Below are 19607 nucleotides of genomic sequence, written 5' to 3' on the forward strand. Positions count from 1 at the left end.
ATATCGACCAGGACAGAAATTACTTCTGCACGACGGCCATGATGTCTTCTTCGCGCATCACCAGCAGCTCGTTACCGTCGACTTTGACGGTTTGGCCGGCGTACTTGCCGAACAGGACGCGATCGCCGACTTTGACGTCGAGTGCGATTTGGTCGCCCTTGTCGTTGCGCTTGCCCGGCCCGATCGCGAGCACTTCGCCTTGATCCGGCTTCTCGGCCGCGGCGTCAGGGATCACGATGCCCGAGGCGGTCTTGGTTTCCTGATCCAAACGCTTGACGATGACGCGATCGTGCAAAGGACGAAGGTTCATACATACTCCTCTCTGGTTTGAGACTGAAGAACGCTGAAGTTAAGTGAAGGCCGCGGAGCGCGACCCGGATGAAACTTGTTAGCACTCATGTGCAGCGAGTGCTAATTATATGGACCGACCTGGGCAATTTCAAGAAGGGGGAGGAAGAGAAATTGGGGGGCGGCAAGTGTCGGCCATGCAAAGCGGCAGATGGTAGGAAGAAATTGCCCCGCGACAAGCCGCACGACTTTGCACTTCCTCCTTGACGCCGTGTGATGCTATCCTTGCATCGCGTTTGCAATGCAAGGAGCAATTACGCATATGAAAACCGCTACGATGCCGCCGCTGCGCGTCGACCCCGAATTGCGACAGGCCGCGGAAGGCGTGTTACGCAAGGACGAATCGCTGTCGGCGTTCATGGAAGCCGCGCTGCGCGAAAGCATCGCGCGCCGTCGGACGCAGCGCGAATTTGTTGCTCGAGGGCTCGACGCGCGCGATCAGGCGCGCCGCGACAATGAGTATTTCGATGCAGACACCGTGCATGCCGAACTCGAGGGCATGCTGCATGCCGCGCAAATGAAACGATGAGCTTTCGCGTTCGCTACACCCGCGGGGCTCGGGACGATCTCAAAAGACTCTACGCTTTCTTGCTCGAACGGGATGTCGAAGTGGCGCAGCGCGCGCTCGAGTCGATCCGCAAGGCTGCGGATATGCTGCGCTCCTTCCCATTTACGTGCCGCAAAGTGGACGATGCCGATCCCTTCTTACGTGAATTGGTTATTTCCTTCGGCGAGTCAGGGTATGTAGCGCTGTTCGAAATCGAAGGTGCGGGTAACGCCGCGCATGCTGGCGTTGAAAATCGCTACATCACAATCCTTGCCGTTCGCCATCAGCGCGAAGACGATTACCACTAAAAAGGCCGAAGCCGCGCACCCGCCTTCTATCCATCGTCACCGTCCTTCACTCCGGCCGCATCACATCGAGCCCGCCCAGCGCCACCACACCGCTCACGACGATCAGCGCCACGCTATGGCGGCCGAAGTAAAGCACTGCCGCGGCAAGCCAGCTCGCAGCGAAAAAAGCGCCGATACGCAATGCCGCCATCCGTCCGCCATCTGGCGCAGCCGGCCCGCCCCTGCGCCCCTCGTTCCTAGCCGCCGGCTGCACCGCCCATCCCGCCCGCGCCACCGATGCGCCGTTGCCGTTCCTCGCCCTTCCCTCCGAATGAATATCAGCCATCCTGCCGCTCCTTTCGTCAGATAATTAGCTATGCAACTATTTGTTTCAAAAAAAATCCTTCGTCATTCCAAGGCCGAGCGCACCACCCGGATCTTTTGGACTGTCTCAGCAAACGTCGAGCCGCCCATTCGATCCTTCAGCCGCGCCGTGACTGCGCCGCTCGCCTCGTTCAGCGGCCGCTTGATCGCTTGCGCCTGCGCCGTCGGGAAAATCGCCACTTCGCGGCCATCGCCTTCCACGCGCCGCCGCTCGATATAACCGCGCTCCTCCAAGCCGTCCAGCGCTCGCGTTGCCGTAGGGCGCGCGATCGACAACGCCTCCGACAACTCGCGCTGCAACATGCCAGGACGATCGAGGATGGCCCGCAACATAAACCCCTGCGGCGGCGTCACGCCGAACGGCTCGAACGCCTCCGCCCACTCGCGCTCGAGACGCCGCGCCAGCGCCGATGTATTGAAGTAAAGGCATTGATCGAACATGAGCCGCATTCTATCGTCATATCGTTAGCTATGCAACTATCTAACCAAATGCGCGACGATATGACCGAAGACGAAGCATCGAGCACGGTAGTACACCCGTCGCGCGCAGGGCCTTTTCTGCACCGCCAGCGGCGATCTCGCCCGTTTGGCACAATGCCTTCTCCAATTTATCGACCGCCCGTCGCGGTTCGGTGCGACGGTCCTGCTCGTTGCTCGACCGCCTCTTCGCCGCAACTCGACTCGACAATTCGACAACTCGACACGATGATCCCTTTCTCGGTACTCGATTTGTGCCCCGTGCCGCTCGGTCAGACGCCGGCCGACGCCTTCGCTCACTCGCTCGATCTCGCGCAGCACGTCGAACGCTGGGGGTACAAACGCTTCTGGCTGGCGGAGCACCACAACATGCCCGGCATCGCGAGCGCGGCGACCGCGGTCGTGATCGGCCATATCGCGGGCGGCACCAAAACGATTCGCGTCGGCTCGGGCGGCGTCATGTTGCCCAACCACGCTCCGCTCGTCATTGCCGAGCAGTTCGGCACGCTCGCTTCGCTCTATCCCGATCGCATCGATCTGGGCCTGGGCCGCGCGCCCGGCACCGATCAAACCACGATGCGCGCCCTACGGCGCGATCAGTTTGGCGACAGCGGGGATCGGTTCCCCGAAGACGTCGCCGAGCTGCAGCGCTACTTCGCCGAACCGGTGCCCGGCCAGCGCGTGCGCGCCGTGCCCGGCGCAGGGCTTAACGTGCCGATCTGGCTGCTCGGCTCGTCGTTGTTTTCCGCGCAACTGGCCGCGAGCCTCGGCCTGCCGTTCGCGTTCGCGTCGCACTTCGCGCCCGATCTCCTGCTCAGGGCGCTCGAGGTCTATCGCGCGCAATTTCGGCCTTCCGCCGCCCTAGCCAAGCCCTACGCGATGGTGGGCGTCAATTTGTTCGCGGCCGATACGGACGCCGAGGGCCAGCGGCTCTTCACGTCGCTGCAACAGCAATTCCTCCTGCGTCGGCGCGGCACGCCCGGACAATTGCGGCCGCCGGTGGATCGTCTCGATGCCGCCGACTTCGAGTTGGCGGACGTGCAACATTCGCTCGCCTGCTCCGCGGTGGGCGGCCCCGACACCGTGCGCGCCGCGCTCGAATCGATCATCGCGCAAACGCAAGCCGACGAGCTCATCCTCACGGCTCAGATCTACGATCACGCAGCGCGGCTGCGCTCGTTCGAGATCGGCGCGCAATTGCGCGAAGCGATGCGGGCCTCGCGCGAGCCGTGAAGGATCGAGCCGCCGCGCTCGTCGGTTAGTGGCCGTCAGGCCTTTGCGCACTCGCGCTTCAGCGGGACCGGGCGCACCCAGCGCCAAAACCCTACGGTCAGCAGCCCGAGCGCCGCTGCCGCCAAGGAAAGCTGCCCCATGCTGGCGAGCGCGGTAAGCGCCGAGCCCGGCGCAAAGAACGGATAAAGCAACGACGCCAGCAACTGCTTCTTGAGCGCAAGAATCAACACGACGAACGACACGGTGCGAAGCAGCGGGCGCTCGGGCAGATATCGCCAAACGAGCGCGATGCAAGCGAAGCTGGCCAGCGCCGGCTCGACCGAGGTCAAATACGCCGGAATCATGACGTCCATTCCGTAGGGCAGCTTGCACCACCCAACGCTGGGCAGCAGTGCGGACAATTGCACGTAAGCCGCCTGCTCCATCAGCGACAAACCCGGCGAAACCACCGCAACCAATAACAACGCCACTCCCGCGCCGGCCGCGAGCCGCACCCCGTTTTGCCGAAATTGGCAGACCCCAGCCGTCAAGGCGGCCGCGACGGCGAAATAGACGATCGGGCTCACGCTCGATAACGGACCGAAGAGCCATCTGAGCGGGGTGGTCGTCGAACAATAGCCGGTCATGAACGCGTTTCTGACGGTCGCGTTCAGGCACGCGAGCAGCGCGAACAAGACGAAGATGCGCAGGGCCGGCGACCGTCCCGCGTATTGCGCGCGCAGGCAGCGATCGAGCCACATCGCCGCATACACCATCACCGTCGCATTGAGCACTTCGGGCAACGGCGAATGAAAGTCCGGATTCGACACCTTCAGCCATTGCACCATCACCACGTGGATGGTGAGCGCAAGCCCACCCGTGAGACAGGCGCCTATCGTCAGGCGCGGCCATCGCACCCCTGCAAATATCGTCGTTGCTTCGTTCATATCGGTGCACTTCCCGTCAGCAAAACTTGGACGGGCGAATATCCGACGAAAGGCGTAGGCCGCGATAGGCGAATCGTCTGCTTGTGCCGGGGGCGGCAGCCAATCGCCGCCGCACGGGAATATCCACGAAAGCGCTCCGGTAATGCACCTCGAGGACCGCGCCCAGACGCACGGCGGCGGCCTTAGCCGTGCGCAGCACGGCGCAACCGTTCATTCCCAAGGAGAGCGAGATGGACCGCGAGGACGAGCGTAGCGAGCACGGATCGACAGACCGGCGCCGTTTTCTCAAATGCATGGCATGGGCCGGCGCCGGCACGCTTTGGACCATGCATGCCGGTGTGTTGCAAGCGCGCATGCTGGGCACGCAAGCGCAGGACGGCGCCGGCGTGGCCGGCGATGCGCTGAAGGACGCCACCTTCAGCTTCGTGCAGGTCAGCGATTCGCATATCGGCTTCACCAAGGCCCCCAATCCCGACGTGACGGGCACGTTCAAAGCGGCGCTCGCGCGCATCGACGCGCAACCGCTGCAGCCCGACTTCATCATTCACACGGGAGACCTCACGCACCTCTCGCGCCCCGACGAGTTCGACACGGTCCAGCAACTGATGCGCGGCTCGCGCACCCAGCGCGCGTTCTTCGTGCCCGGCGAGCACGATGTGATCGGCGACAACGGCCGCGAATTCTTTCATCGCTTCGGCGAAGGCCAAACCGAAGGCGGCTGGTACAGCTTCGATCACCGCGGCGTTCACTTCGTCGCACTCGTGAACGTGCTCAGCCTCAAAGGCGGGGGCTTGGGCTGGCTCGGTCCCGATCAACTCGCGTGGCTCAAGCAAGACTTGGCGGCGCGCTCATCGGAGACGCCGATCGTCGTGTTCGCGCACATGCCGCTATGGTCGCTCTACCCTGCATGGGGTTGGGGCACCGACGATGCGGGCCAAGCGATGACGATGTTGCGCCGCTTCGGCTCGGTCACCGTGCTCAACGGTCACATCCACCAAATTCAACAAAAGGTCGAAGGACAGATCACGTTCCATACGGCGCGCTCGACCGCTTACCCGCAACCCGCGCCCGGCGTCGGCTCCGGCCCCGGTCCGCTCAAGGAAGTCGCACCCGGCCAACTGGCGAGCTATCTCGGCGTGCGCGAAGTGCGCCACGTGCAAGCGGGCAACACGCTCGCGCTGACGGAGGAGGCGCTCTCATGAAACCCTTCGGTCCCGCGCGCCGCACCCTGCTCGCCGCGTTCGCGCTCACGCCGCTGCTCTTGGTCGGAACGACGCGTCGCGGTGTCGCCGCGACCAACGACACGGGCAACGCTGCAACGTCCGCCAAAGGCGCACCGTCCTATCGGATCGACATTCACAACTTCGCGTTCGCACCGAAGGAGCTCACGGTCCCGGCTGGCGCACGCATCGTCTGGACCAATCTCGACGACGAACCGCATACGATCGTCAGCGCCGCCGGGGCGTTCAAGCCCTCGCAGGCGCTCGACACGAACGATTCGTTCGCGACCGTACTGGACAAGCCCGGAACGTACGCCTACTTTTGCGGCATCCATCCGATGATGGTCGGCAAGATCGTCGTTCGCTAACCCGGGGCCATCATGATCGATCAAGCCCGGCTGGCGGCTCGCCGCTCGAGGGTGCGGCTCGCGGCGGTGCGCACCGCCGCCGCGGATGAGCCGCGCGGGAATAAACTGGACGCATCTTCGGTATTGCAGCGGTCAACCCAGGAGGCGCCCCCGGTGGCCGAAACCGACAAGCATGCGAGCGACGCGCCCAGCCCGTGCTCCGAGGCCGAGCGCAGCCGCCGCTTTCAGCAAGTGGCGCTGCCGCATCTGGACGCGGCCTACAACCTCGCTCGTTGGCTCAGCGGCAGCGCGGGCGACGCCGAGGACATCGTTCAGGAAGCGTTCATGCGCGCATTTCGCTTCTTCGATTCGTTCCACGGCGACAACGCACGGCCCTGGCTGCTCGCCATCGTGCGCCGAACTTGGTACACGGAATGGCAACGGCGCGCGAATTCGCGGGAAGTCGCACCGTTGGACGACGCGCTCGATCAAACCAGCGTCTTCGAGCCGACCTGCGAGGGCTTCGCCGATCCGCAAGCGTTGCTCCTGCGAGGGGAGCATGCGCGGCTCGTGCACGAAGCGCTCGCGAGCCTGCCCGTCGAATTTCGCGAAGTCTTGATCTTGCGCGAATTGGAGGAGATGGCCTACCGCGATATCGCCGCCATCACCGATCTGCCGATCGGCACGGTCATGTCGCGTTTGGCACGCGGCCGGCGCAAGCTCGCGGCGTTGCTCGCGCCGCTCGTCGAGGAAGGCCGCGCGGGCGCACAGCGTTTCGGCAAGGAGAGCTCTGATGGACTGCAATGAAGCCCGCCCGCTGCTCGATGCCGCGACGGATCGCGAGCTATCGGCCGCCGAAGCCCTGCGCCTCGAGCAGCATGTGGCGACCTGCGCCTCGTGCCGGCGCGAGGCCCAAGCGCTGCAAGCGGTCAGCCAAGCCACGCGCGTGGCGCCGTACTTCAACGCCCCGGACGCGTTGCGCGCTCGCCTCGTCGCGGCGCTGCCTGCCGTCGATGCGACGGACGAGCAGGAAGGGCATGCATCGGCCGCCTCAGATTCGCAGCCCGCGCCGGTCTCGCCGAGACCGCCTAGCGTCGAGCCGCCACGGCCAGAGACCGTGCCCGAGCGCCCCCCCGAGCGGGCGTTCGACAGCATTGGCAAAGTCGGCAAGTTCGGCAAGTTTTGGCCGGGATGGCGCACGCCGCGCGGCGCACCTACGGGAGGCGGTGGCCCGGCAGCGCTTGGCCGGCCCGTCGCGATCGTCGGGGCCGCCTTGGCGGCGTTGGCCGTGACGGCGAGCCTCTTCCTGCTCGTGCCGCGCCCCCCTGCCCCGGGCTCGTCGCTCGTCGATGACCTCGTCGCCAGTCACGTCCGCGCGCAATTGTCCGGGCACGACATCGACGTGGTCTCGTCCGATCAACATACGGTCAAGCCATGGTTCAACGGCAGGCTCGACTATGCGCCCCCCGTCGAAGACCTCGCCGCGAGCGGCTTCGCGTTGACCGGCGGGCGGCTCGACTATGTCGATCATCGCCGTGTCGCCGTGCTCGTCTATCGGTATCGGAAGCACGTCATCGACGTGTACGTCATGCCGGAGCAAGGCGACGGCGCCGCGCCGGCCCCGAGCGCATCGACGAGCGACGGCTACGCGCTGGCGAGCTGGCGTGCAGGCGGCATGATCTGGTGGGCGGTGAGCGATGCAGAACCGGCCGTGCTCGCGCAGTTGCATGCGGCGCTGACCGAACGCTTGCAGCGGCCGTCCGCCGAGCGCGCGCAATAGCGGCGATGCCGCACGCCGTTAGATTTGCGGATCGAGGTCGGCAGGAGGGTCGGATATCGGTTATCGAACGCGCGCCTCAGCGTTGCTGCGCAAGCGAGAGTGCAATCCGATCGGCCAGTTGCCCGATGACACGGCTGAGTGCATCGGCGATCGCCGCCGAATCGTCCGAGGACAGCGGCTCGCTCAACGCAATGTCTTGCATCGACACGGCTTTGGCCGGCTGCCCGGCCGTCAGCGTCCAACTGCCTTCGAGCGTCAAACGGCCGTCGTGGCTGGCGCGCAGATCGAGCACCGTTACGACGATGCCTCGCGTTCCGTCGGGCGCGGGCGCGTCGGGCAGCACGAATGCGCCGGGCGGCAAGCGCGCGAGCAGATCTTGCGCCAGCGCGCGCCGCATCATCTGCCCGAGCGGCGCCCCCCAATGGTCGTCCTCGCGCACCGAAAGCCGATGCGCCGCATCCTGGGCGACCACTTCCGGCCGATCGAGCGCAGCCGGAACGCGCACGGCGCCCAACTGCACGGCCGGCATCGCGCGGGGCGCCGCCCCCGCCGTCGCGAGCGGTGCGCGGGAGGGCACCGCGTCGAGGGAGAAGTAGCGCGTTGGCGGGCTGTGCCCGCATGCGGCAAGCGCCAGCACCGCGGCGAGCGCCAACGTCGTTTTCCGTGTCATTGCCCTCTCCCTTGCTTGCCGCGCACGAGCGCTTCCGGATGGCGGTCGAGATAGTCGGCGAGCGAGCGCACCGAGCGCGCCATCTCGGTCAACTGGCGCAGCGCTTCGGGCAAATCGTTCTGGCGCATCGGATCGCCGCCGATCGTGCGATTGGCGGCCGCCACGGCGCTATCGGCCTCGTGCGCCGTCTGGCGCAGTTGCGCGACAAGCGGCCCGAGCTGCGGCGAAACCTCCCGCAGCGTACGGTCGACCTGCGCGATCGAGTGGTCCAAATGGTCCAAGCTGTCGGCGATCTGCGGCGACGAAGACAAGGTACGAATGCGCGCTGCGATGCGGCGAATGTCCTCGCCCGTCTGCTCGATCGGCAGTGCGTCGATTTTCGTCATCACGTGGTCGGCTTTCGTCATCACGTCGTCGGCTTTGGCTATGATCGCGTCGACATCGCCCGAAGGCGCGCTCGGGATGTCGGTTTCACCCGCGCTCACGGCCAAGTCGGCGCTGGGCGCGCCGGCGACGAAGTCGAGCTCGACCTCGCGCGCGCCGATGATCGGCGGGTCCTGCGACAGCCGCGCACGCAAGCCCGCCGCGATCAAGCGTCTGAGCATATCGTCGACGATGGGCCGCCAATTGCCGTCGGCGGGCTTGACGCCATCGGCCAGGCCCAGCTTGCTCGAATCGATCGCCACTTCGACTGGCGAATCGAGCGTGCCCGCGGCCGCATCGTAGCGAAAGCCCACATGCGCGACTTCGCCGATGCGAAAACCGCGCAGCCGCACGGGCGCGCCTTCGTCCAGTTGCCCAACCGCGCCCGGAAAGCGAATCACGTACTTAACGACCGGGCCGCGGGGCGCATAGGCGCGCTCGCCTCCGACGAACTTGCGCGTCTCGGCGCCGGGCCCCGGCTCCATCACGATCTCCGGACCGCCGAGCATCGCCTTGGCCGTGGACGGATCGCTCAAATCGATTTGAGCGCCCTTCACCCAAAAGCGCGTGCCCTTGCGCAGATAGCGCTTGGCGCTGCGATCGATCTCGACTTGCACATCGACGTGGCGGCCGTCGTCGTCGAGCGAGACGTCCCGCACTTCGCCGATGCTCACGCCGCGCAGCGTGACCGAGGTATCGTCGGCCTTCATCCCATAGGCGTCGTCGAACACGATCGTGACCGTCTCGCCGCCATGCACGAGCGCCCGAATGCCGAGCCAGCCCGCCACGCCGCACGCGGCGATCGGCACGGCCCAAATCCAGCCCGGCCAACGCGTGCGGCGCAAGTCGGCTGCCTCGGTGCGGTGCTCGTTCAGCTCGTTCACGCGCGCCTCCTTTGGGCGGCGTCCCACATCAGACGCGGATCGAATGCGCGCGAGGCGGCCATCGTCAAGAAGACGACGAGCGCAAAGGCGGTCGCGCCGTCATCGGGGCGCGAGCTCGCCAAGCCCCCGAACTGGATCAACGGCGCGAACGCGGCGATCGTGAACACGTCCACGTTCGACCAGCGCCCCAACTCGTCGATGAGCCGGTAGACGAAGGTCTTGGTGCGCAGGTGGCGCGTGGACCGACGCAGCGTCGAGACGATGAACCACGCCATGCCGAACAGTTTCGCGAACGGAATCGCGATGCTCGTGCAAACGATCAGAATGCCAAGCGGCCACAACCCGGCTTTGAACAACTCGGTGACGCCGTCGATGATGCGATGCGTGACCGGACGCCCGAGTTGCAGCGAAATCGTCATCGGATACAGATTGGCGGGGAACGCCAGCACGAAGGCGGCCAGGCTCAGCGCTGCGGCGCGGGCGATCGCATCGGGCTTGCGCTTGCGCAGCTTCAATCCGCAGCGAGGACAGGCACGCCCCTCGTGCTCAACCGGCGCGATGAGGTCGCACGCCGTGCACGAGAGCACGCGCTCGCCCGGCGCGACCTCGCGCTCGGGCGCAATCGCGCGCCAAACGGTGCGGTGATCCAGCGTGGCGCGCGTCACCATCGACATGAACGCGGCGGCGACGAAGCAGTAGCCGCCGGCGTCGATCGAACCGGTCAAGTCTTGCGTGACGCGCGAATAGCCGACGAAGCAACCGAGCAAGAAGACATCGGGCATCGCCCACGCGTCGAGCCAAATCGTCCAGCGGTAGCAGGCTCCGAGCCAACGCGGGCGCCAGCGCAGCAGCACCGCGGCCAGTACCACCGACAGCGCGGAAAAGCGCACGAGCGGCAGCACGACGCCCGCGAGGCCGAGCAGCACCGCCAATAACTCGAAGCGCTCGCGCCACATCAGCACAATGCCCGATGCCAGCACCGCCGAGCGCTCGCCGCCGAGCAGATGAACGGTCATGAGCGGCGACAAATTGCCGGGCAGCAGCAGGACGAAGGTCGTCAACGAACAAGCCAGCGCCGCCGCGACCGAGCGGCCGCTCGCGCGTTCGAGCGGATAGTGGCAAACACGGCAGCGCGCGAGCATGCGCCCGGCCAGCACGGACGTGTGCGCTAACGAACCGCATTCGGGGCAACCGATCGTCATGCCGCCTCGCGCGCCAATCGTAGCCGCACGTGATTGCGCCCGGCGCAGGCCACGGGCAGCGCGGCGATAAAACCAGGACAGCGAAACATCGGACAACCTCCGGACGCTCGGGATCTCGTAAACGGGGACAAAGGCGAGAACCGTACGAGCATGGAGCGTTCCCGCTCGAATCGACGAACTGTCATCCACAAGACAACTTGCAGGCGCAACACCCCCTAGACTGCGTCGCAATCGGCTCACGCGGCGCAGTCCCCTTCGCGCGAGGCGACGGCTCGTGTTGCACCCACAACGGAGAGACGGCGATGCGCTACGTAAATAAGGTCAAATCCATAGAGGCGGCGCTCGCCGCCTTGCAGCCGGGCATGCGGCTCATGTTGGGCGAATTCGTCGGCGCGGGCGAAGCGGCTTGCTGCATCGAAGCCCTACTCGCAAGCGGGGTCGGGGACCTGACGCTGATCGCCAATACCCCGGGGCTGCGTGGCGGGTTCTTGAAGGCGCGGCTTTTCACGTCGGGGCAGCTTGCCGAGTTCATCGGCACCCATGTCGGCACGACGGACGAGTCGACCTGGGCGTACCTGACCGACGCCGTGCGCGTGACCGAGTTCTTTCCCATGGGAACCTGGGCCGAAAAAGTCCGGGCGGGCGCGATGGGCTTAGGCGGCGTGCTGATCCCCGTCGGCATCGGCATCCTCGATCAACCAGGCATGTTTCCGGCGCGCAACACGCCGAAGGACAAGCTCACGCTCGACGGTCGGGAGTTCTTCGTCGAACGGCCGCTCACGGCCGATGTCTCGATCATCAAAGGCTGGCGCGCCGATACGTTCGGCAACGTCGAATTTCGTGGCACGTCGCTGCAAAACCAGCGCGATATCGCCATGGCCGGCCGCTACACCGTGGTCGAAGTCAACGAGATCGTGGAAGTCGGCGCCATCGCGCCCGAACGCGTGGGCTGCCCAGGCGTGTTTGTCGATGCCGTCGTGCAGGGGCTCACGCTGCCCGCCCAACATGCGCTTTACCGAGATCAGTGGACCAAGCTGGGCCGCCTGCCGCGAGAAACCGCCGCCAGCGCCTGAAGGCCCGGCGCCAAACCGACCGACGCATGCGAGGAGACTACGATGCTGACCCGCACTTACCTTACCGACCCGAAACAGCGCATCGCGGCGCGTTGCGCGCAGGAGCTGACAGCCGGCGAAGTCGTCAATCTCGGCCTGGGTATCCCGACGCTGACGGCGAACTATCTCGATGCCGGCGCGGGCATCATCTTCCACACGGAAAACGGCGCGTTCGGATTCGGCGGGCGGCCTGCGTTCGCGGATATCGACAGCGACTTCACGAATGCGGGCACCGAACCGATCACACTGCCGCCCGGTGCGGCGCTGATGGACCTGGCGACCTCGCTCGGCGCGATGCGCAACGGCTATCTCGATGTGACGATCCTTGGCGCGCTGCAAGTGGACGCCCTCGGCAATCTGGCCAACTGGGCGTGCGAACGAGACGGCAAGTGGTGGCCCGGCATCGGCGGGGCGATGGATCTGTGCTACGGCACGCCGAAAGTGATCGCGGCGCTCGCGCATACCGACAAGCATGGGCGCTCGAAAATCCTGTCACGCTGCACGCTGCCGCTGACGGGCCGCGCCTGCGTCAAGGTCATCGTCACCGAGCATGCGGTGTTCGACGTCACCGAGACGGGCCTGTTGCTGCGTGAAATCATTTCGCATGCGACACTCGCCGACGTGCGCGCGATGACCGATGCGCCGTTCGAGCTTTCGCCCGCATGGCGGCAGCTCGCGCCCTGAGCGGGAAGGCCGCTTCGTTTACGTTACAAAGCGCATCACGCGCGGCGCGATAGGCGGCACCTGGCGACGCGCCATCGATGCCCACTTGCCAACCTACCCCAGGAGAACTCGCAGGATGTCCAGCTCCACGACCGGCCACACGGCCGAATGGTTCTTCGATTTCGTCTCACCGTTCGCCTACCTGCAGTTGGAGCAGTTCGACAAGCTGCCCGCCACGCTGACGGTCCAAGCGCGGCCGATCGCGTTTGGCGCGATCCTGACGCAAGTGGGGCAACGCGGTCCGGCCGAGATTCCGGCCAAGCGCGTCTTCACCTACCGTCATGCACTCTACCGCGCGCAAAAGCTCGGCATCGCCTATCGGATGCCCCCCGCGCACCCGTTCAATTCGCTCAAGGCGTTACGGCTCGCGATCGCGATGGGGAGCTCGCTCGATGTCATCCAACGCATCTTTCGGTTCATCTGGCGCGACGGCCACGACGTCGCTTCGCCCGAAGGCTTCGCGGCGCTCTGTGATGCGATGGACTACCCCCAAGGCGTGGAAGCGGTAGAAGCGCAAAGCGCCAAGGACGCGCTCAAAGCCAACACCGATCGGGCCATGGCGCTCGGCCTGTTCGGCGTGCCGACGTTCGTGCTCGACGGCGAGCTGTTCTGGGGCGAAGACGCCACCGAGATGTTCGTCGACTGCATCGGTTCGCGCGCCTGGCTCGATTCGCCCGAAGTGCGCCGCGTGAGCGCATTGCCAGTCGGTGTTCAGCGCCGCATGCCCGGCGCGGCCGCGGCCGAGCCCGCAGCGAAGCCATGACAGCGCCACCGCGCCCCGATGCCGAAGCCGGCCGGCCCGGCGTGGGGCGGGCAAGGCTAGCGCATATCGCCGCCTGGTCGCTCGAGTTGCCCGAGGAGGAAGCCGAACGCGCCTGCGCCGGCATCGTCGAAAAAACCTTCGCGCGCGGCGCCTGCATCTGCCCGAAACACACGGTGCTCGAAAGCTGGACCGGCGTCGTGTCGGGGCTCGTCAAAGTCGGCGCCGTCTCGAAAGACGGCCGCAGCGTCACGTTCACGGGGGTGCCGGCAGGCGGCTGGTTCGGTGAGGGCTCGGTGCTCAAGAACGAGCCGCGCCGCTATGACATCGTCGCGCTGCGCAACACGCGCATGGCGTTCATGGACCGTGCGACCTTCATGTGGCTCGTCGAGCACAGCGTTGCGTTCAATCGGTTCCTCGTGCGCCAACTCAACGAGCGGCTCAGCCATTTCATGGCGCTGCTCGAATACGACCGCATGCTCGATGCGACGCCGCGCCTCGCGCGATGCATCGCCTCGCTGTTCAACCCCGTGCTCTATCCGGGCAGTGGGGACCACCTCGAGATCACACAGGAAGAGTTAGGTCTGCTTTCGGGCATCACGCGCCAAGTTGCCAACCAATCGCTCAAGGCACTGCACAAGGATGGCGTCGTCAGGCTCGAGTACGGGGGCGTCACGGTCGTCGATCTCGAGCGGCTACGCAACTACGGCGCGTGAGCGCCTCGGTTGCGCCGCCGCCGTTGAGTCAGTCGAGTACCCAGTGACCACGGACCCAATTCCAATGGTTGCCGACCCACACGTAGCGGCCCTTAACCCAGTGATACTCGGGCGCGGGCCGCGCGGGCACGACTTCGACCAGCGGCGCGGGCCGCGGCGGCCGGGCCGGCTCGACCACGCAGGCCGCCAGCGTGAGCGCGGCCGCCGACAGCAATAGCGCCTGCGCGGCGCGTGAGCGAATAAGCGTAAAACGAATCGACATCTAACTGCCTCCCTGGGTTGTATTGCCTCGTTACCGGTAAGACCGGCGCGAGGCGGTGCGTTGTTGCATCGTGACGGGCAATTTCGGCTGCCGGCTCCTGGCAGTGCGGCATTGCGCCGTTGCGCCACGGCCCGCTGCGGTCGCGCGCGGTCAAACGGTAACGAGCCCCGTCAGGGGTTTGGCCTGCGCCGTCTGGGGAAACAGCGAGGCCATCGTGCGATGTGGATCGAGACCGAAGGTCTCGCTCGCCGCGCCGGCAATCATCGCGTCGAGCGAGGTGGTCGGGCGCAGATCGCGCCCTTCGTAGAGATCCGCCGTGCGCAAGCCGGGCCAGTCGGCCAGCACGCGGCCGCCCCGAACGGCTCCGCCCAACACCATGGCCGCGGAGCCGGTACCGTGGTCGGTGCCCGCGGTGCCGTTGACGGCTGCCGTGCGCCCGAATTCGGTCGCTACCACGATCGTCGTCTTGTCCCAGGCGGGGCCGAGGCCATCGTGCAACGCGCCCAGCATCGCGTCGAGCGCCTTGAGCTGCGCCGCAAGGCGCGCGCTCTGCCCGCTGTGCGTATCCCACCCACCGGTCTCGATCATGGCGATGCGAGGCCCGTCCGCGCGCGCGAGAAAGCTCGCGGCGACTTTTCCGAGACCGGCGGCGTCGCCTCGGGCGCGTGCGCCACCGGCCATCTCGCGAGCAGCCATGGCCGAGCGCCAAAGCGGCCCGAGTTGCGCATCGTGCTCGTACAGCGCGCCCACGCGCAGCAACAAGTCGTCGGGCGGGCTCGGCAAGCTCGAGGGCGCGTAGGAGGCGACGTCGATCTTGCCGCGCAGCGCCGCCGGAACGGTGGGCGCGAAGGCGATCGCTTCGGCGCGGCTCGGTCCGACGAGCGCGACCAAGCGGTTCAACCAGCCGTCGTGCACGCTGTACGGGGCGCCGCCGCCGGTTTCGAGCACGTTTTGCCCGTCGAAGTGCGACCGGTCACGATACGGCGTGGCAACCGCATGCACGAACAGAGCTTGCCGTTGCGCATAGAGTTGCGCCGTTTGCTGCAACGCAGGATGCAATGCGAAGGTGCCGTCGAGCCGCGTCGCAGTCGACGCATCAACGGCGATCGGCCCGCGCAGCGTCGCGTAAGCCGGCTCGGCATAGGGCACGACGATGTGCAGCCCATCGGCCGCCCCGCGCTGAATGATGAAGACGAAACGGCGATCCGATTGCACGCTCGCGAACGCCATCCGCGGGGCAACAAGCATCGCGCCTGCGCCTGCGGCCGTGAATCTCAGGAAATTGCGGCGAGAGAGCATGGCTCACCTCCGTTGAAAGTCGGGCGACACGAGCAGCAGCGCTAGCGCCGTCTGCGCGCTTTCCGCACGCGCAACGGCAAGCGCCGTCGCAGGACTGAGCGAGCCGGCCGTCAAGACGGGACCGAGGGTGCGCGCATCGACGCGATCGCCGACGCGCGCCGCGATGCGCTGCGCCAGTTCGACGCGGCGCACGAGCGCATCGGGCGCGGCCCAGCTCGCGGCGACATCGTCATAGCCGGCCGGCGAGCCGGGTCGCCAAACCGGCTGCCCGAGTTGCGCGAGCAGCGCAGCGGCTTTGACCCCATCCAATTCGCGTGCGCCCAGCCCGCGCAGCGCCGAAATCGTCCAATCCCACGGCGTTTTGAACTTGACCGGCGCGCTCGCCCACGGCTCCGGCGAGGCGACGAGCGCACGATAGACAGCGGGCAAATTGCCGCCGCTCGTCTGAAACGCGCGGGCTAGGCGCGCAACGAGCGCGGGACTCGGATCGTCGCCGGCGAAATGACGGGCGAGCTTGATCGCGATGTGGTGTGCAGTGGCCGGCGCAGCGCTGAGATCGTGCAGGATGGCTAGCGCTTGAGCCTCGCCCGCTTGGCCGTAATGCCGGCCCATCACCGTGCGCTCGCCAGGTTCATGCAGACGGGGGCGAAACACATAACTGCCGGGCGCACCGCCCTCGCCTTTCGGCCCGACGATGCTCCAACCCGTCAGCGCGCGCGCAAACTCGGTGACGTCATCCTGCGTATAGCCCGTACGCACGCCCAGCGTGTGCAGCTCCATGATTTCGCGGGCCAAGTTCTCGTTGAGGCCGCGCTTGTGCTGCGGATCGCGCAGGTCGGCGCGCATGGCCGCGGCGCTGTCGGGGCCGACCGAGCGCACCTGGTCGAGAAACACCTGCATGGCGGGGTGCCGCTCGACGGCGAGCAGCATGTCGTCGAAGCGCCCCAATACGTGGGGCCGAATCGCTTCGGCCTCGAACGCCCCCGCCAGCGCGGCCACCTGTGGCTTTTCGGTCGAAATCGCGAAGTGGTTGCTCCAGAAATGCACGAGCCGCTCGACCAACGGCGCGGGGCTCGTCAGCGCGCTCTGCACGCGGGCGTCCACTGCCTCGCGATAAGCATCGCGCACCTCGGTCCTGACCATCTGCCGTGCCGCGAGCTTGGCCCCTTCGTCCACGCCGCTTGCGGCCTGCCGGCGCGCGGCCGCAAGCGAGCCCGCCAGCGACTGCGCATCCGGCACCGGCGCCCAGGCGGCTGGCTTCGGCTCGTAGCGATCGAATTGCGCGAGCAGCCACGCTTTCGGATCGGCCGGCGGCGGCTCGTCGTCGCGCGCGCCCAGGCCGAAACGGTTCAGCGCGATGGCCGCTTCGGTCAAATGCGGTGAATCGGTCATGCTGGCCTCGCTTCTTGATGTGGCGTTGCGTCGGTATGGTGCTTAAACGCAGCGTATGCGCGTAACCCGTCGCTGCGGGCGCAGATTTTTATCCCTAGGCCGGGAGGCGACCCCCAACGAGAATGGCGCGCCCAGGCGAAGCCGCTTCGACGACACTGGCACTACCCCACAAACCGCCTATCCTAAGAGTGCGCCGCCCTCGCGCTTGGCGATCGCGGTCGTCTCCGCTCTTTCCCTCCTACGGAGGTCCGCCATGACGATGAGTGCCACCCTCGAGGCATGCCTGCACGACAAAGGCTGCCAATACGACGTCCTTCACCATCCGTACAGCCACTCGAGCATCGAAACCGCCGCGGCGGCCCATGTGCCCGGCGAACGCTTGGCCAAGACAGTCTTGCTCGAAGACGAGCAAGGCTACGTGGCGGCCGTCCTGCCGTCGACGCATGCAGTGCGCCTCTCGGAAATCTGGGAGATGACGGGCCGGCATTTGACGCTCGCGAGCGAAACCGACATGCGCGAATTGTTCAAGGATTGCGCGCCCGGCGCGCTACCGCCCGTGTGCACCGAATACGGCATGATGACCTTCCTCGACGAAAGCCTCGCCCAGCAACCCGAGATCTATTTCGAGGCCGGCGATCACGAGGAATTGGTGCACATGCGATCCGATCAATTCCTAGCGCTGATGGACGGCGCCGAACGGGCGCGCTTCGCGCATCGGATGCAGGGCGTCTCGTTCTGACCGCGCAGCGGCAGGGCGCGGCTCAGCGCGCGCTCGCCTCGGATGTCGCGTTCGGGTTCGGCGCGAGCGCGCGGTTGCCCGGCGGCTGCCGCCACTGCCCGCGCAGCGTCAAGCTTTGCGCGAAAACCGTGCGTTCGGCTGGCGTTAGCGTCGCGACGAACTCGGCCACGGCCGCCTCGATGCGCTCGCGCACCGCGCGATCGGCGGCGCGGGTATGGGCCAGCGCTGCATCGAGCGCGCTGCGATCGAACGGCGCAGCAGCAACGAGGCGCAACACCTCGCGCCGCCCTTCGCGCGCTTGCTGCACGAGCGGACGCGCCTCTCGCCGCGCTCGCCGCAGCGCTTCCTGGAATTGACGCTGCCGCTCGGGCGAGAGCTCCTGGGCGGCGAAACGCAGCGCCGTTGGGGCCGCCGGCCGCGCGCCGACGGCGACCTCGGCAACCTGCCGGGCCGCGAACCAGCGATAGGCCCCGCCCGCGATCGCGCCCAACAAAAACAGGTTCAGCGCCACCGAGCCGATGCAAAGCGCCTTCATCGCACGTGTCGTCATTCGATGCTCCCATCCCCTACCGTTGCATCGAACCCCGTCGATAAGTACGAAGGCTCGTGGTATCCCGTCGGATGTTCGCTCATCGTCATCAACAGCGACATGGCCATCGCCCCCGCGGCAAGCCCAGCCACGCCCGCGCCGGCCAATGCGGCGCCCGATAGCCACCAGCGCGCCGGTCGCGCCCTGACCGTGCGCGCTCCGCTCGGCGCTGGCGCCGAGGAGACGATGCGCTGCTGCAGCGCGCGGCTCGCCGCCTCGACGACATCGGCGTCCAGGCCGGCATCGAGCGAAGCGGCCGCCGCCAGCCGTTGCTGCGCTTCGCGCGGATGCGCTTGAGCGAACGCGCGGGCCGAGGCGCGTTCGTCGTCGGGCCAGCGGCGCGGGTCGGCGCCATAGGCGTCGACGATGCGCGCGAATCGTTCTAGGGTCATCGTCGTCATGATCGATCCTTGCAAGTCGTCACCGTTTGCGCGTCGAGGCCGAGGCCGGCGGCTCGCCCTCGGCGGCTGGATTCAAATGCGCCAAATGCGCCCGCACGCCCCGGCGCGCGCGCACGAGCAGGCTCTCGAGCGCCTCGACGCTCAGGCCCATGACGCCCGCCGCGTCCGCATTCGACAGCTCTTGGTAGTAGGTCAGCACGAGCGCCTCGCGCTGACGCGGCGGCAGGGCCGCGAGCGCTTGCCGCACATGCTCGCCATGCTGGCGCGCCTCGAGCGCCGCCTCTGGCCCGCCCGGCGTCGGCACTTCTTGCTCGTATTGAGCATCCTGCAGCGTCTCGTCGGGCACTTCGCGCCGCGCGCGCAGCCGGTCGTAGCAAAGGTTCATGGCGACCCGATGCAGCCATGTGTCGAAACGCGCCTCGCCTTCGCGCCAATGCGGCGCTTGCTTCCAGATCCGCACGAAGGCCTCCTGCGCGACGTCCTCGGCCTCCATGCGATCGCCGAGCATGCGAGCCGCCAACGCGAGCAGACGTGGCAGCTTGTGCGTCACCAACAGGCGCACGGCCGACGCATCTCCGCGCGCGACGCGCGCGAGCAGTTCGGCATCGAGATCGCGCTCGCTCAACGCGCACCGCTTCGGCTTTGAATGCACTGCATCATGAGAAAGGGTCCGTTCGTCGTTCCGTGGGTTCGTAGGGGCCGTCCCTGCTTAAACGGACGCCGCCGCAAAACCCGTCGCGAAGCGTCGCAAAGCCTATGGGCCGTTCACGCTAATTACGGGCTTGCGCTAGCCTATCGCAGTTGGTGTAAGCCCTAAGGCGGCCTTTTTTGAAAACCTTTACGGCGCGAGCGGAACCGGCATAGAGTCGAAGCGCTACGCCTTTCT

The 19607-nt window shown here is 66.6% G+C and carries 25 protein-coding genes; 12 read left to right on the plus strand and 13 right to left on the minus strand.

Annotated features, from left to right (window positions below; genetic code table 11):
* Window positions 1-19: 19 nt before the first annotated feature.
* Entirely contained in the window at window positions 20-310 is a 291-nt protein-coding gene (groES, locus tag MMB74_RS18815) for a co-chaperone GroES (RefSeq protein ID WP_102648303.1), read from the minus strand.
* 300 nt (window positions 311-610) lie between these two features.
* Here groES and MMB74_RS18820 point away from each other — a divergent pair, with 300 nt between their 5' ends.
* Window positions 611-877 (plus strand): YlcI/YnfO family protein, encoded by a 267-nt coding sequence (locus MMB74_RS18820; protein WP_277430172.1) that lies wholly within the window; start codon window positions 611-613, stop codon window positions 875-877.
* Window positions 874-1203, plus strand: a complete 330-nt coding sequence (locus MMB74_RS18825; RefSeq protein WP_277430173.1) for a type II toxin-antitoxin system RelE/ParE family toxin — start codon at window positions 874-876, stop codon at window positions 1201-1203. The genes MMB74_RS18820 and MMB74_RS18825 overlap by 4 nt, the downstream gene beginning before the upstream one ends.
* Window positions 1204-1249: 46 nt before the next feature.
* Here the strand turns inward: MMB74_RS18825 and MMB74_RS18830 are convergent, their stop codons facing one another.
* Both MMB74_RS18830 and MMB74_RS18835 read right to left on the minus strand, forming a co-directional pair.
* Entirely contained in the window at window positions 1250-1528 is a 279-nt protein-coding gene (locus MMB74_RS18830; protein ID WP_277430225.1) for a hypothetical protein, read from the minus strand.
* A 62-nt stretch (window positions 1529-1590) separates the two neighbouring features.
* Window positions 1591-2007: a MarR family transcriptional regulator gene (locus MMB74_RS18835; RefSeq protein ID WP_277430174.1), complete on the minus strand. Its 417-nt coding sequence runs from the start codon at window positions 2005-2007 to the stop codon at window positions 1591-1593.
* A 264-nt stretch (window positions 2008-2271) separates the two neighbouring features.
* Between MMB74_RS18835 and MMB74_RS18840 the strand changes: the two genes are divergently transcribed.
* Complete coding sequence (locus MMB74_RS18840; protein WP_277430175.1) at window positions 2272-3276, plus strand: LLM class flavin-dependent oxidoreductase; 1005 nt, start codon at window positions 2272-2274, stop codon at window positions 3274-3276.
* A 35-nt stretch (window positions 3277-3311) separates the two neighbouring features.
* On the opposite strand, the gene MMB74_RS18845 is transcribed toward MMB74_RS18840, so the two are convergent.
* Complete coding sequence (locus tag MMB74_RS18845) at window positions 3312-4202, minus strand: hypothetical protein (RefSeq protein WP_277430176.1); 891 nt, start codon at window positions 4200-4202, stop codon at window positions 3312-3314.
* Between the two features lie 230 nt (window positions 4203-4432).
* Here MMB74_RS18845 and MMB74_RS18850 point away from each other — a divergent pair, with 230 nt between their 5' ends.
* From MMB74_RS18850 to MMB74_RS18865, 4 genes are read left to right on the plus strand one after another with little or no spacing between them, the layout of a single operon-like run.
* Complete coding sequence (locus tag MMB74_RS18850; protein WP_277430177.1) at window positions 4433-5404, plus strand: metallophosphoesterase; 972 nt, start codon at window positions 4433-4435, stop codon at window positions 5402-5404.
* Window positions 5401-5790, plus strand: coding sequence for a cupredoxin family copper-binding protein (locus MMB74_RS18855; protein ID WP_277430178.1), 390 nt, complete (start codon window positions 5401-5403; stop codon window positions 5788-5790). Before MMB74_RS18850 ends, MMB74_RS18855 begins: the two co-directional genes overlap by 4 nt.
* Window positions 5791-5802: 12 nt before the next feature.
* The gene (locus MMB74_RS18860) at window positions 5803-6576 is read left to right on the plus strand and encodes an RNA polymerase sigma factor (RefSeq protein WP_277430179.1); all 774 of its coding nucleotides are present in this window, start codon (window positions 5803-5805) and stop codon (window positions 6574-6576) included.
* Window positions 6563-7549: a zf-HC2 domain-containing protein gene (locus MMB74_RS18865; RefSeq protein ID WP_277430180.1), complete on the plus strand. Its 987-nt coding sequence runs from the start codon at window positions 6563-6565 to the stop codon at window positions 7547-7549. The genes MMB74_RS18860 and MMB74_RS18865 overlap by 14 nt, the downstream gene beginning before the upstream one ends.
* A 76-nt stretch (window positions 7550-7625) precedes the next feature.
* Here the strand turns inward: MMB74_RS18865 and MMB74_RS18870 are convergent, their stop codons facing one another.
* The 3 genes from MMB74_RS18870 to MMB74_RS18880 are packed head-to-tail and all read right to left on the minus strand — an operon-like array spanning window position 7626 to window position 10728.
* The gene (locus MMB74_RS18870; protein WP_277430181.1) at window positions 7626-8219 is read right to left on the minus strand and encodes a PqiC family protein; all 594 of its coding nucleotides are present in this window, start codon (window positions 8217-8219) and stop codon (window positions 7626-7628) included.
* The gene (locus MMB74_RS18875; protein ID WP_277430182.1) at window positions 8216-9526 is read right to left on the minus strand and encodes an MlaD family protein; all 1311 of its coding nucleotides are present in this window, start codon (window positions 9524-9526) and stop codon (window positions 8216-8218) included. The genes MMB74_RS18870 and MMB74_RS18875 overlap by 4 nt, the downstream gene beginning before the upstream one ends.
* Window positions 9523-10728: a paraquat-inducible protein A gene (locus MMB74_RS18880; RefSeq protein WP_277430183.1), complete on the minus strand. Its 1206-nt coding sequence runs from the start codon at window positions 10726-10728 to the stop codon at window positions 9523-9525. Before MMB74_RS18880 ends, MMB74_RS18875 begins: the two co-directional genes overlap by 4 nt.
* 302 nt (window positions 10729-11030) lie before the next feature.
* On the opposite strand from MMB74_RS18880, the gene MMB74_RS18885 reads away from it, so the two are divergent.
* The 4 genes from MMB74_RS18885 (at window position 11031) to MMB74_RS18900 (ending at window position 14039) form a co-directional block, all read left to right on the plus strand.
* Window positions 11031-11801 carry a CoA-transferase gene (locus tag MMB74_RS18885; RefSeq protein WP_277430184.1) on the plus strand — a complete coding sequence of 257 codons (771 nt, stop codon included), beginning with the start codon at window positions 11031-11033 and terminating at the stop codon, window positions 11799-11801.
* 42 nt (window positions 11802-11843) lie between these two features.
* On the plus strand, window positions 11844-12524 hold the full coding sequence (locus MMB74_RS18890) for a 3-oxoacid CoA-transferase subunit B (protein ID WP_277430185.1): 681 nt from the start codon (window positions 11844-11846) through the stop codon (window positions 12522-12524).
* A 115-nt stretch (window positions 12525-12639) separates the two neighbouring features.
* On the plus strand, window positions 12640-13326 hold the full coding sequence (locus MMB74_RS18895) for a 2-hydroxychromene-2-carboxylate isomerase (protein WP_277430186.1): 687 nt from the start codon (window positions 12640-12642) through the stop codon (window positions 13324-13326).
* A complete protein-coding gene (locus tag MMB74_RS18900) occupies window positions 13323-14039 on the plus strand; it encodes a Crp/Fnr family transcriptional regulator (RefSeq protein WP_277430187.1) in 717 nt (238 codons plus the stop codon). Before MMB74_RS18895 ends, MMB74_RS18900 begins: the two co-directional genes overlap by 4 nt.
* A gap of 28 nt (window positions 14040-14067) precedes the next feature.
* Here MMB74_RS18900 and MMB74_RS18905 read toward each other — a convergent pair whose 3' ends face one another.
* From MMB74_RS18905 to MMB74_RS18915, 3 genes are all read right to left on the minus strand, one after another.
* Window positions 14068-14301 (minus strand): hypothetical protein, encoded by a 234-nt coding sequence (locus tag MMB74_RS18905; RefSeq protein ID WP_277430188.1) that lies wholly within the window; start codon window positions 14299-14301, stop codon window positions 14068-14070.
* Between the two features lie 150 nt (window positions 14302-14451).
* Complete coding sequence (locus tag MMB74_RS18910) at window positions 14452-15600, minus strand: DUF1501 domain-containing protein (RefSeq protein WP_277430189.1); 1149 nt, start codon at window positions 15598-15600, stop codon at window positions 14452-14454.
* Between the two features lie 3 nt (window positions 15601-15603).
* Window positions 15604-16992: a DUF1800 domain-containing protein gene (locus MMB74_RS18915; protein ID WP_277430190.1), complete on the minus strand. Its 1389-nt coding sequence runs from the start codon at window positions 16990-16992 to the stop codon at window positions 15604-15606.
* Between the two features lie 253 nt (window positions 16993-17245).
* On the opposite strand from MMB74_RS18915, the gene MMB74_RS18920 reads away from it, so the two are divergent.
* Entirely contained in the window at window positions 17246-17731 is a 486-nt protein-coding gene (locus MMB74_RS18920) for a YbaK/EbsC family protein (RefSeq protein WP_277430191.1), read from the plus strand.
* A gap of 22 nt (window positions 17732-17753) precedes the next feature.
* On the opposite strand, the gene MMB74_RS18925 is transcribed toward MMB74_RS18920, so the two are convergent.
* The 3 genes from MMB74_RS18925 to MMB74_RS18935 are packed head-to-tail and all read right to left on the minus strand — an operon-like array spanning window position 17754 to window position 19373.
* Entirely contained in the window at window positions 17754-18281 is a 528-nt protein-coding gene (locus MMB74_RS18925) for a periplasmic heavy metal sensor (RefSeq protein WP_277430192.1), read from the minus strand.
* A complete protein-coding gene (locus MMB74_RS18930) occupies window positions 18278-18712 on the minus strand; it encodes a hypothetical protein (RefSeq protein ID WP_277430222.1) in 435 nt (144 codons plus the stop codon). The genes MMB74_RS18925 and MMB74_RS18930 overlap by 4 nt, the downstream gene beginning before the upstream one ends.
* 28 nt (window positions 18713-18740) lie before the next feature.
* Window positions 18741-19373 (minus strand): RNA polymerase sigma factor, encoded by a 633-nt coding sequence (locus tag MMB74_RS18935; protein WP_277430193.1) that lies wholly within the window; start codon window positions 19371-19373, stop codon window positions 18741-18743.
* Window positions 19374-19607: the final 234 nt, after the last annotated feature.

It is taken from the genome of Trinickia sp. Y13, from assembly GCF_029522115.1.
Taxonomy (GTDB): domain Bacteria; phylum Pseudomonadota; class Gammaproteobacteria; order Burkholderiales; family Burkholderiaceae; genus Trinickia.

What these genes read in the sequence shown, in the direction of transcription:
- MMB74_RS18850 (WP_277430177.1), top strand. Translation starts at nt 4,433, where the DNA reads ATGGACCGCGAGGACGAGCGTAGCGAGCACGGATCGACAGACCGGCGC.
- MMB74_RS18915 (WP_277430190.1), bottom strand. Translation starts at nt 16,992, where the DNA reads ATGACCGATTCACCGCATTTGACCGAAGCGGCCATCGCGCTGAACCGT.
- MMB74_RS18880 (WP_277430183.1), bottom strand. Translation starts at nt 10,728, where the DNA reads ATGACGATCGGTTGCCCCGAATGCGGTTCGTTAGCGCACACGTCCGTG.
- MMB74_RS18870 (WP_277430181.1), bottom strand. Translation starts at nt 8,219, where the DNA reads ATGACACGGAAAACGACGTTGGCGCTCGCCGCGGTGCTGGCGCTTGCC.
- MMB74_RS18905 (WP_277430188.1), bottom strand. Translation starts at nt 14,301, where the DNA reads ATGTCGATTCGTTTTACGCTTATTCGCTCACGCGCCGCGCAGGCGCTA.
- MMB74_RS18825 (WP_277430173.1), top strand. Translation starts at nt 874, where the DNA reads ATGAGCTTTCGCGTTCGCTACACCCGCGGGGCTCGGGACGATCTCAAA.
- MMB74_RS18840 (WP_277430175.1), top strand. Translation starts at nt 2,272, where the DNA reads ATGATCCCTTTCTCGGTACTCGATTTGTGCCCCGTGCCGCTCGGTCAG.
- MMB74_RS18865 (WP_277430180.1), top strand. Translation starts at nt 6,563, where the DNA reads ATGGACTGCAATGAAGCCCGCCCGCTGCTCGATGCCGCGACGGATCGC.
- MMB74_RS18835 (WP_277430174.1), bottom strand. Translation starts at nt 2,007, where the DNA reads ATGTTCGATCAATGCCTTTACTTCAATACATCGGCGCTGGCGCGGCGT.
- MMB74_RS18845 (WP_277430176.1), bottom strand. Translation starts at nt 4,202, where the DNA reads ATGAACGAAGCAACGACGATATTTGCAGGGGTGCGATGGCCGCGCCTG.
- groES (WP_102648303.1), bottom strand. Translation starts at nt 310, where the DNA reads ATGAACCTTCGTCCTTTGCACGATCGCGTCATCGTCAAGCGTTTGGAT.
- MMB74_RS18900 (WP_277430187.1), top strand. Translation starts at nt 13,323, where the DNA reads ATGACAGCGCCACCGCGCCCCGATGCCGAAGCCGGCCGGCCCGGCGTG.
- MMB74_RS18895 (WP_277430186.1), top strand. Translation starts at nt 12,640, where the DNA reads ATGTCCAGCTCCACGACCGGCCACACGGCCGAATGGTTCTTCGATTTC.
- MMB74_RS18820 (WP_277430172.1), top strand. Translation starts at nt 611, where the DNA reads ATGAAAACCGCTACGATGCCGCCGCTGCGCGTCGACCCCGAATTGCGA.
- MMB74_RS18890 (WP_277430185.1), top strand. Translation starts at nt 11,844, where the DNA reads ATGCTGACCCGCACTTACCTTACCGACCCGAAACAGCGCATCGCGGCG.
- MMB74_RS18930 (WP_277430222.1), bottom strand. Translation starts at nt 18,712, where the DNA reads ATGACCCTAGAACGATTCGCGCGCATCGTCGACGCCTATGGCGCCGAC.
- MMB74_RS18920 (WP_277430191.1), top strand. Translation starts at nt 17,246, where the DNA reads ATGACGATGAGTGCCACCCTCGAGGCATGCCTGCACGACAAAGGCTGC.
- MMB74_RS18830 (WP_277430225.1), bottom strand. Translation starts at nt 1,528, where the DNA reads ATGGCTGATATTCATTCGGAGGGAAGGGCGAGGAACGGCAACGGCGCA.
- MMB74_RS18885 (WP_277430184.1), top strand. Translation starts at nt 11,031, where the DNA reads ATGCGCTACGTAAATAAGGTCAAATCCATAGAGGCGGCGCTCGCCGCC.
- MMB74_RS18925 (WP_277430192.1), bottom strand. Translation starts at nt 18,281, where the DNA reads ATGACGACACGTGCGATGAAGGCGCTTTGCATCGGCTCGGTGGCGCTG.
- MMB74_RS18910 (WP_277430189.1), bottom strand. Translation starts at nt 15,600, where the DNA reads ATGCTCTCTCGCCGCAATTTCCTGAGATTCACGGCCGCAGGCGCAGGC.
- MMB74_RS18860 (WP_277430179.1), top strand. Translation starts at nt 5,803, where the DNA reads ATGATCGATCAAGCCCGGCTGGCGGCTCGCCGCTCGAGGGTGCGGCTC.
- MMB74_RS18855 (WP_277430178.1), top strand. Translation starts at nt 5,401, where the DNA reads ATGAAACCCTTCGGTCCCGCGCGCCGCACCCTGCTCGCCGCGTTCGCG.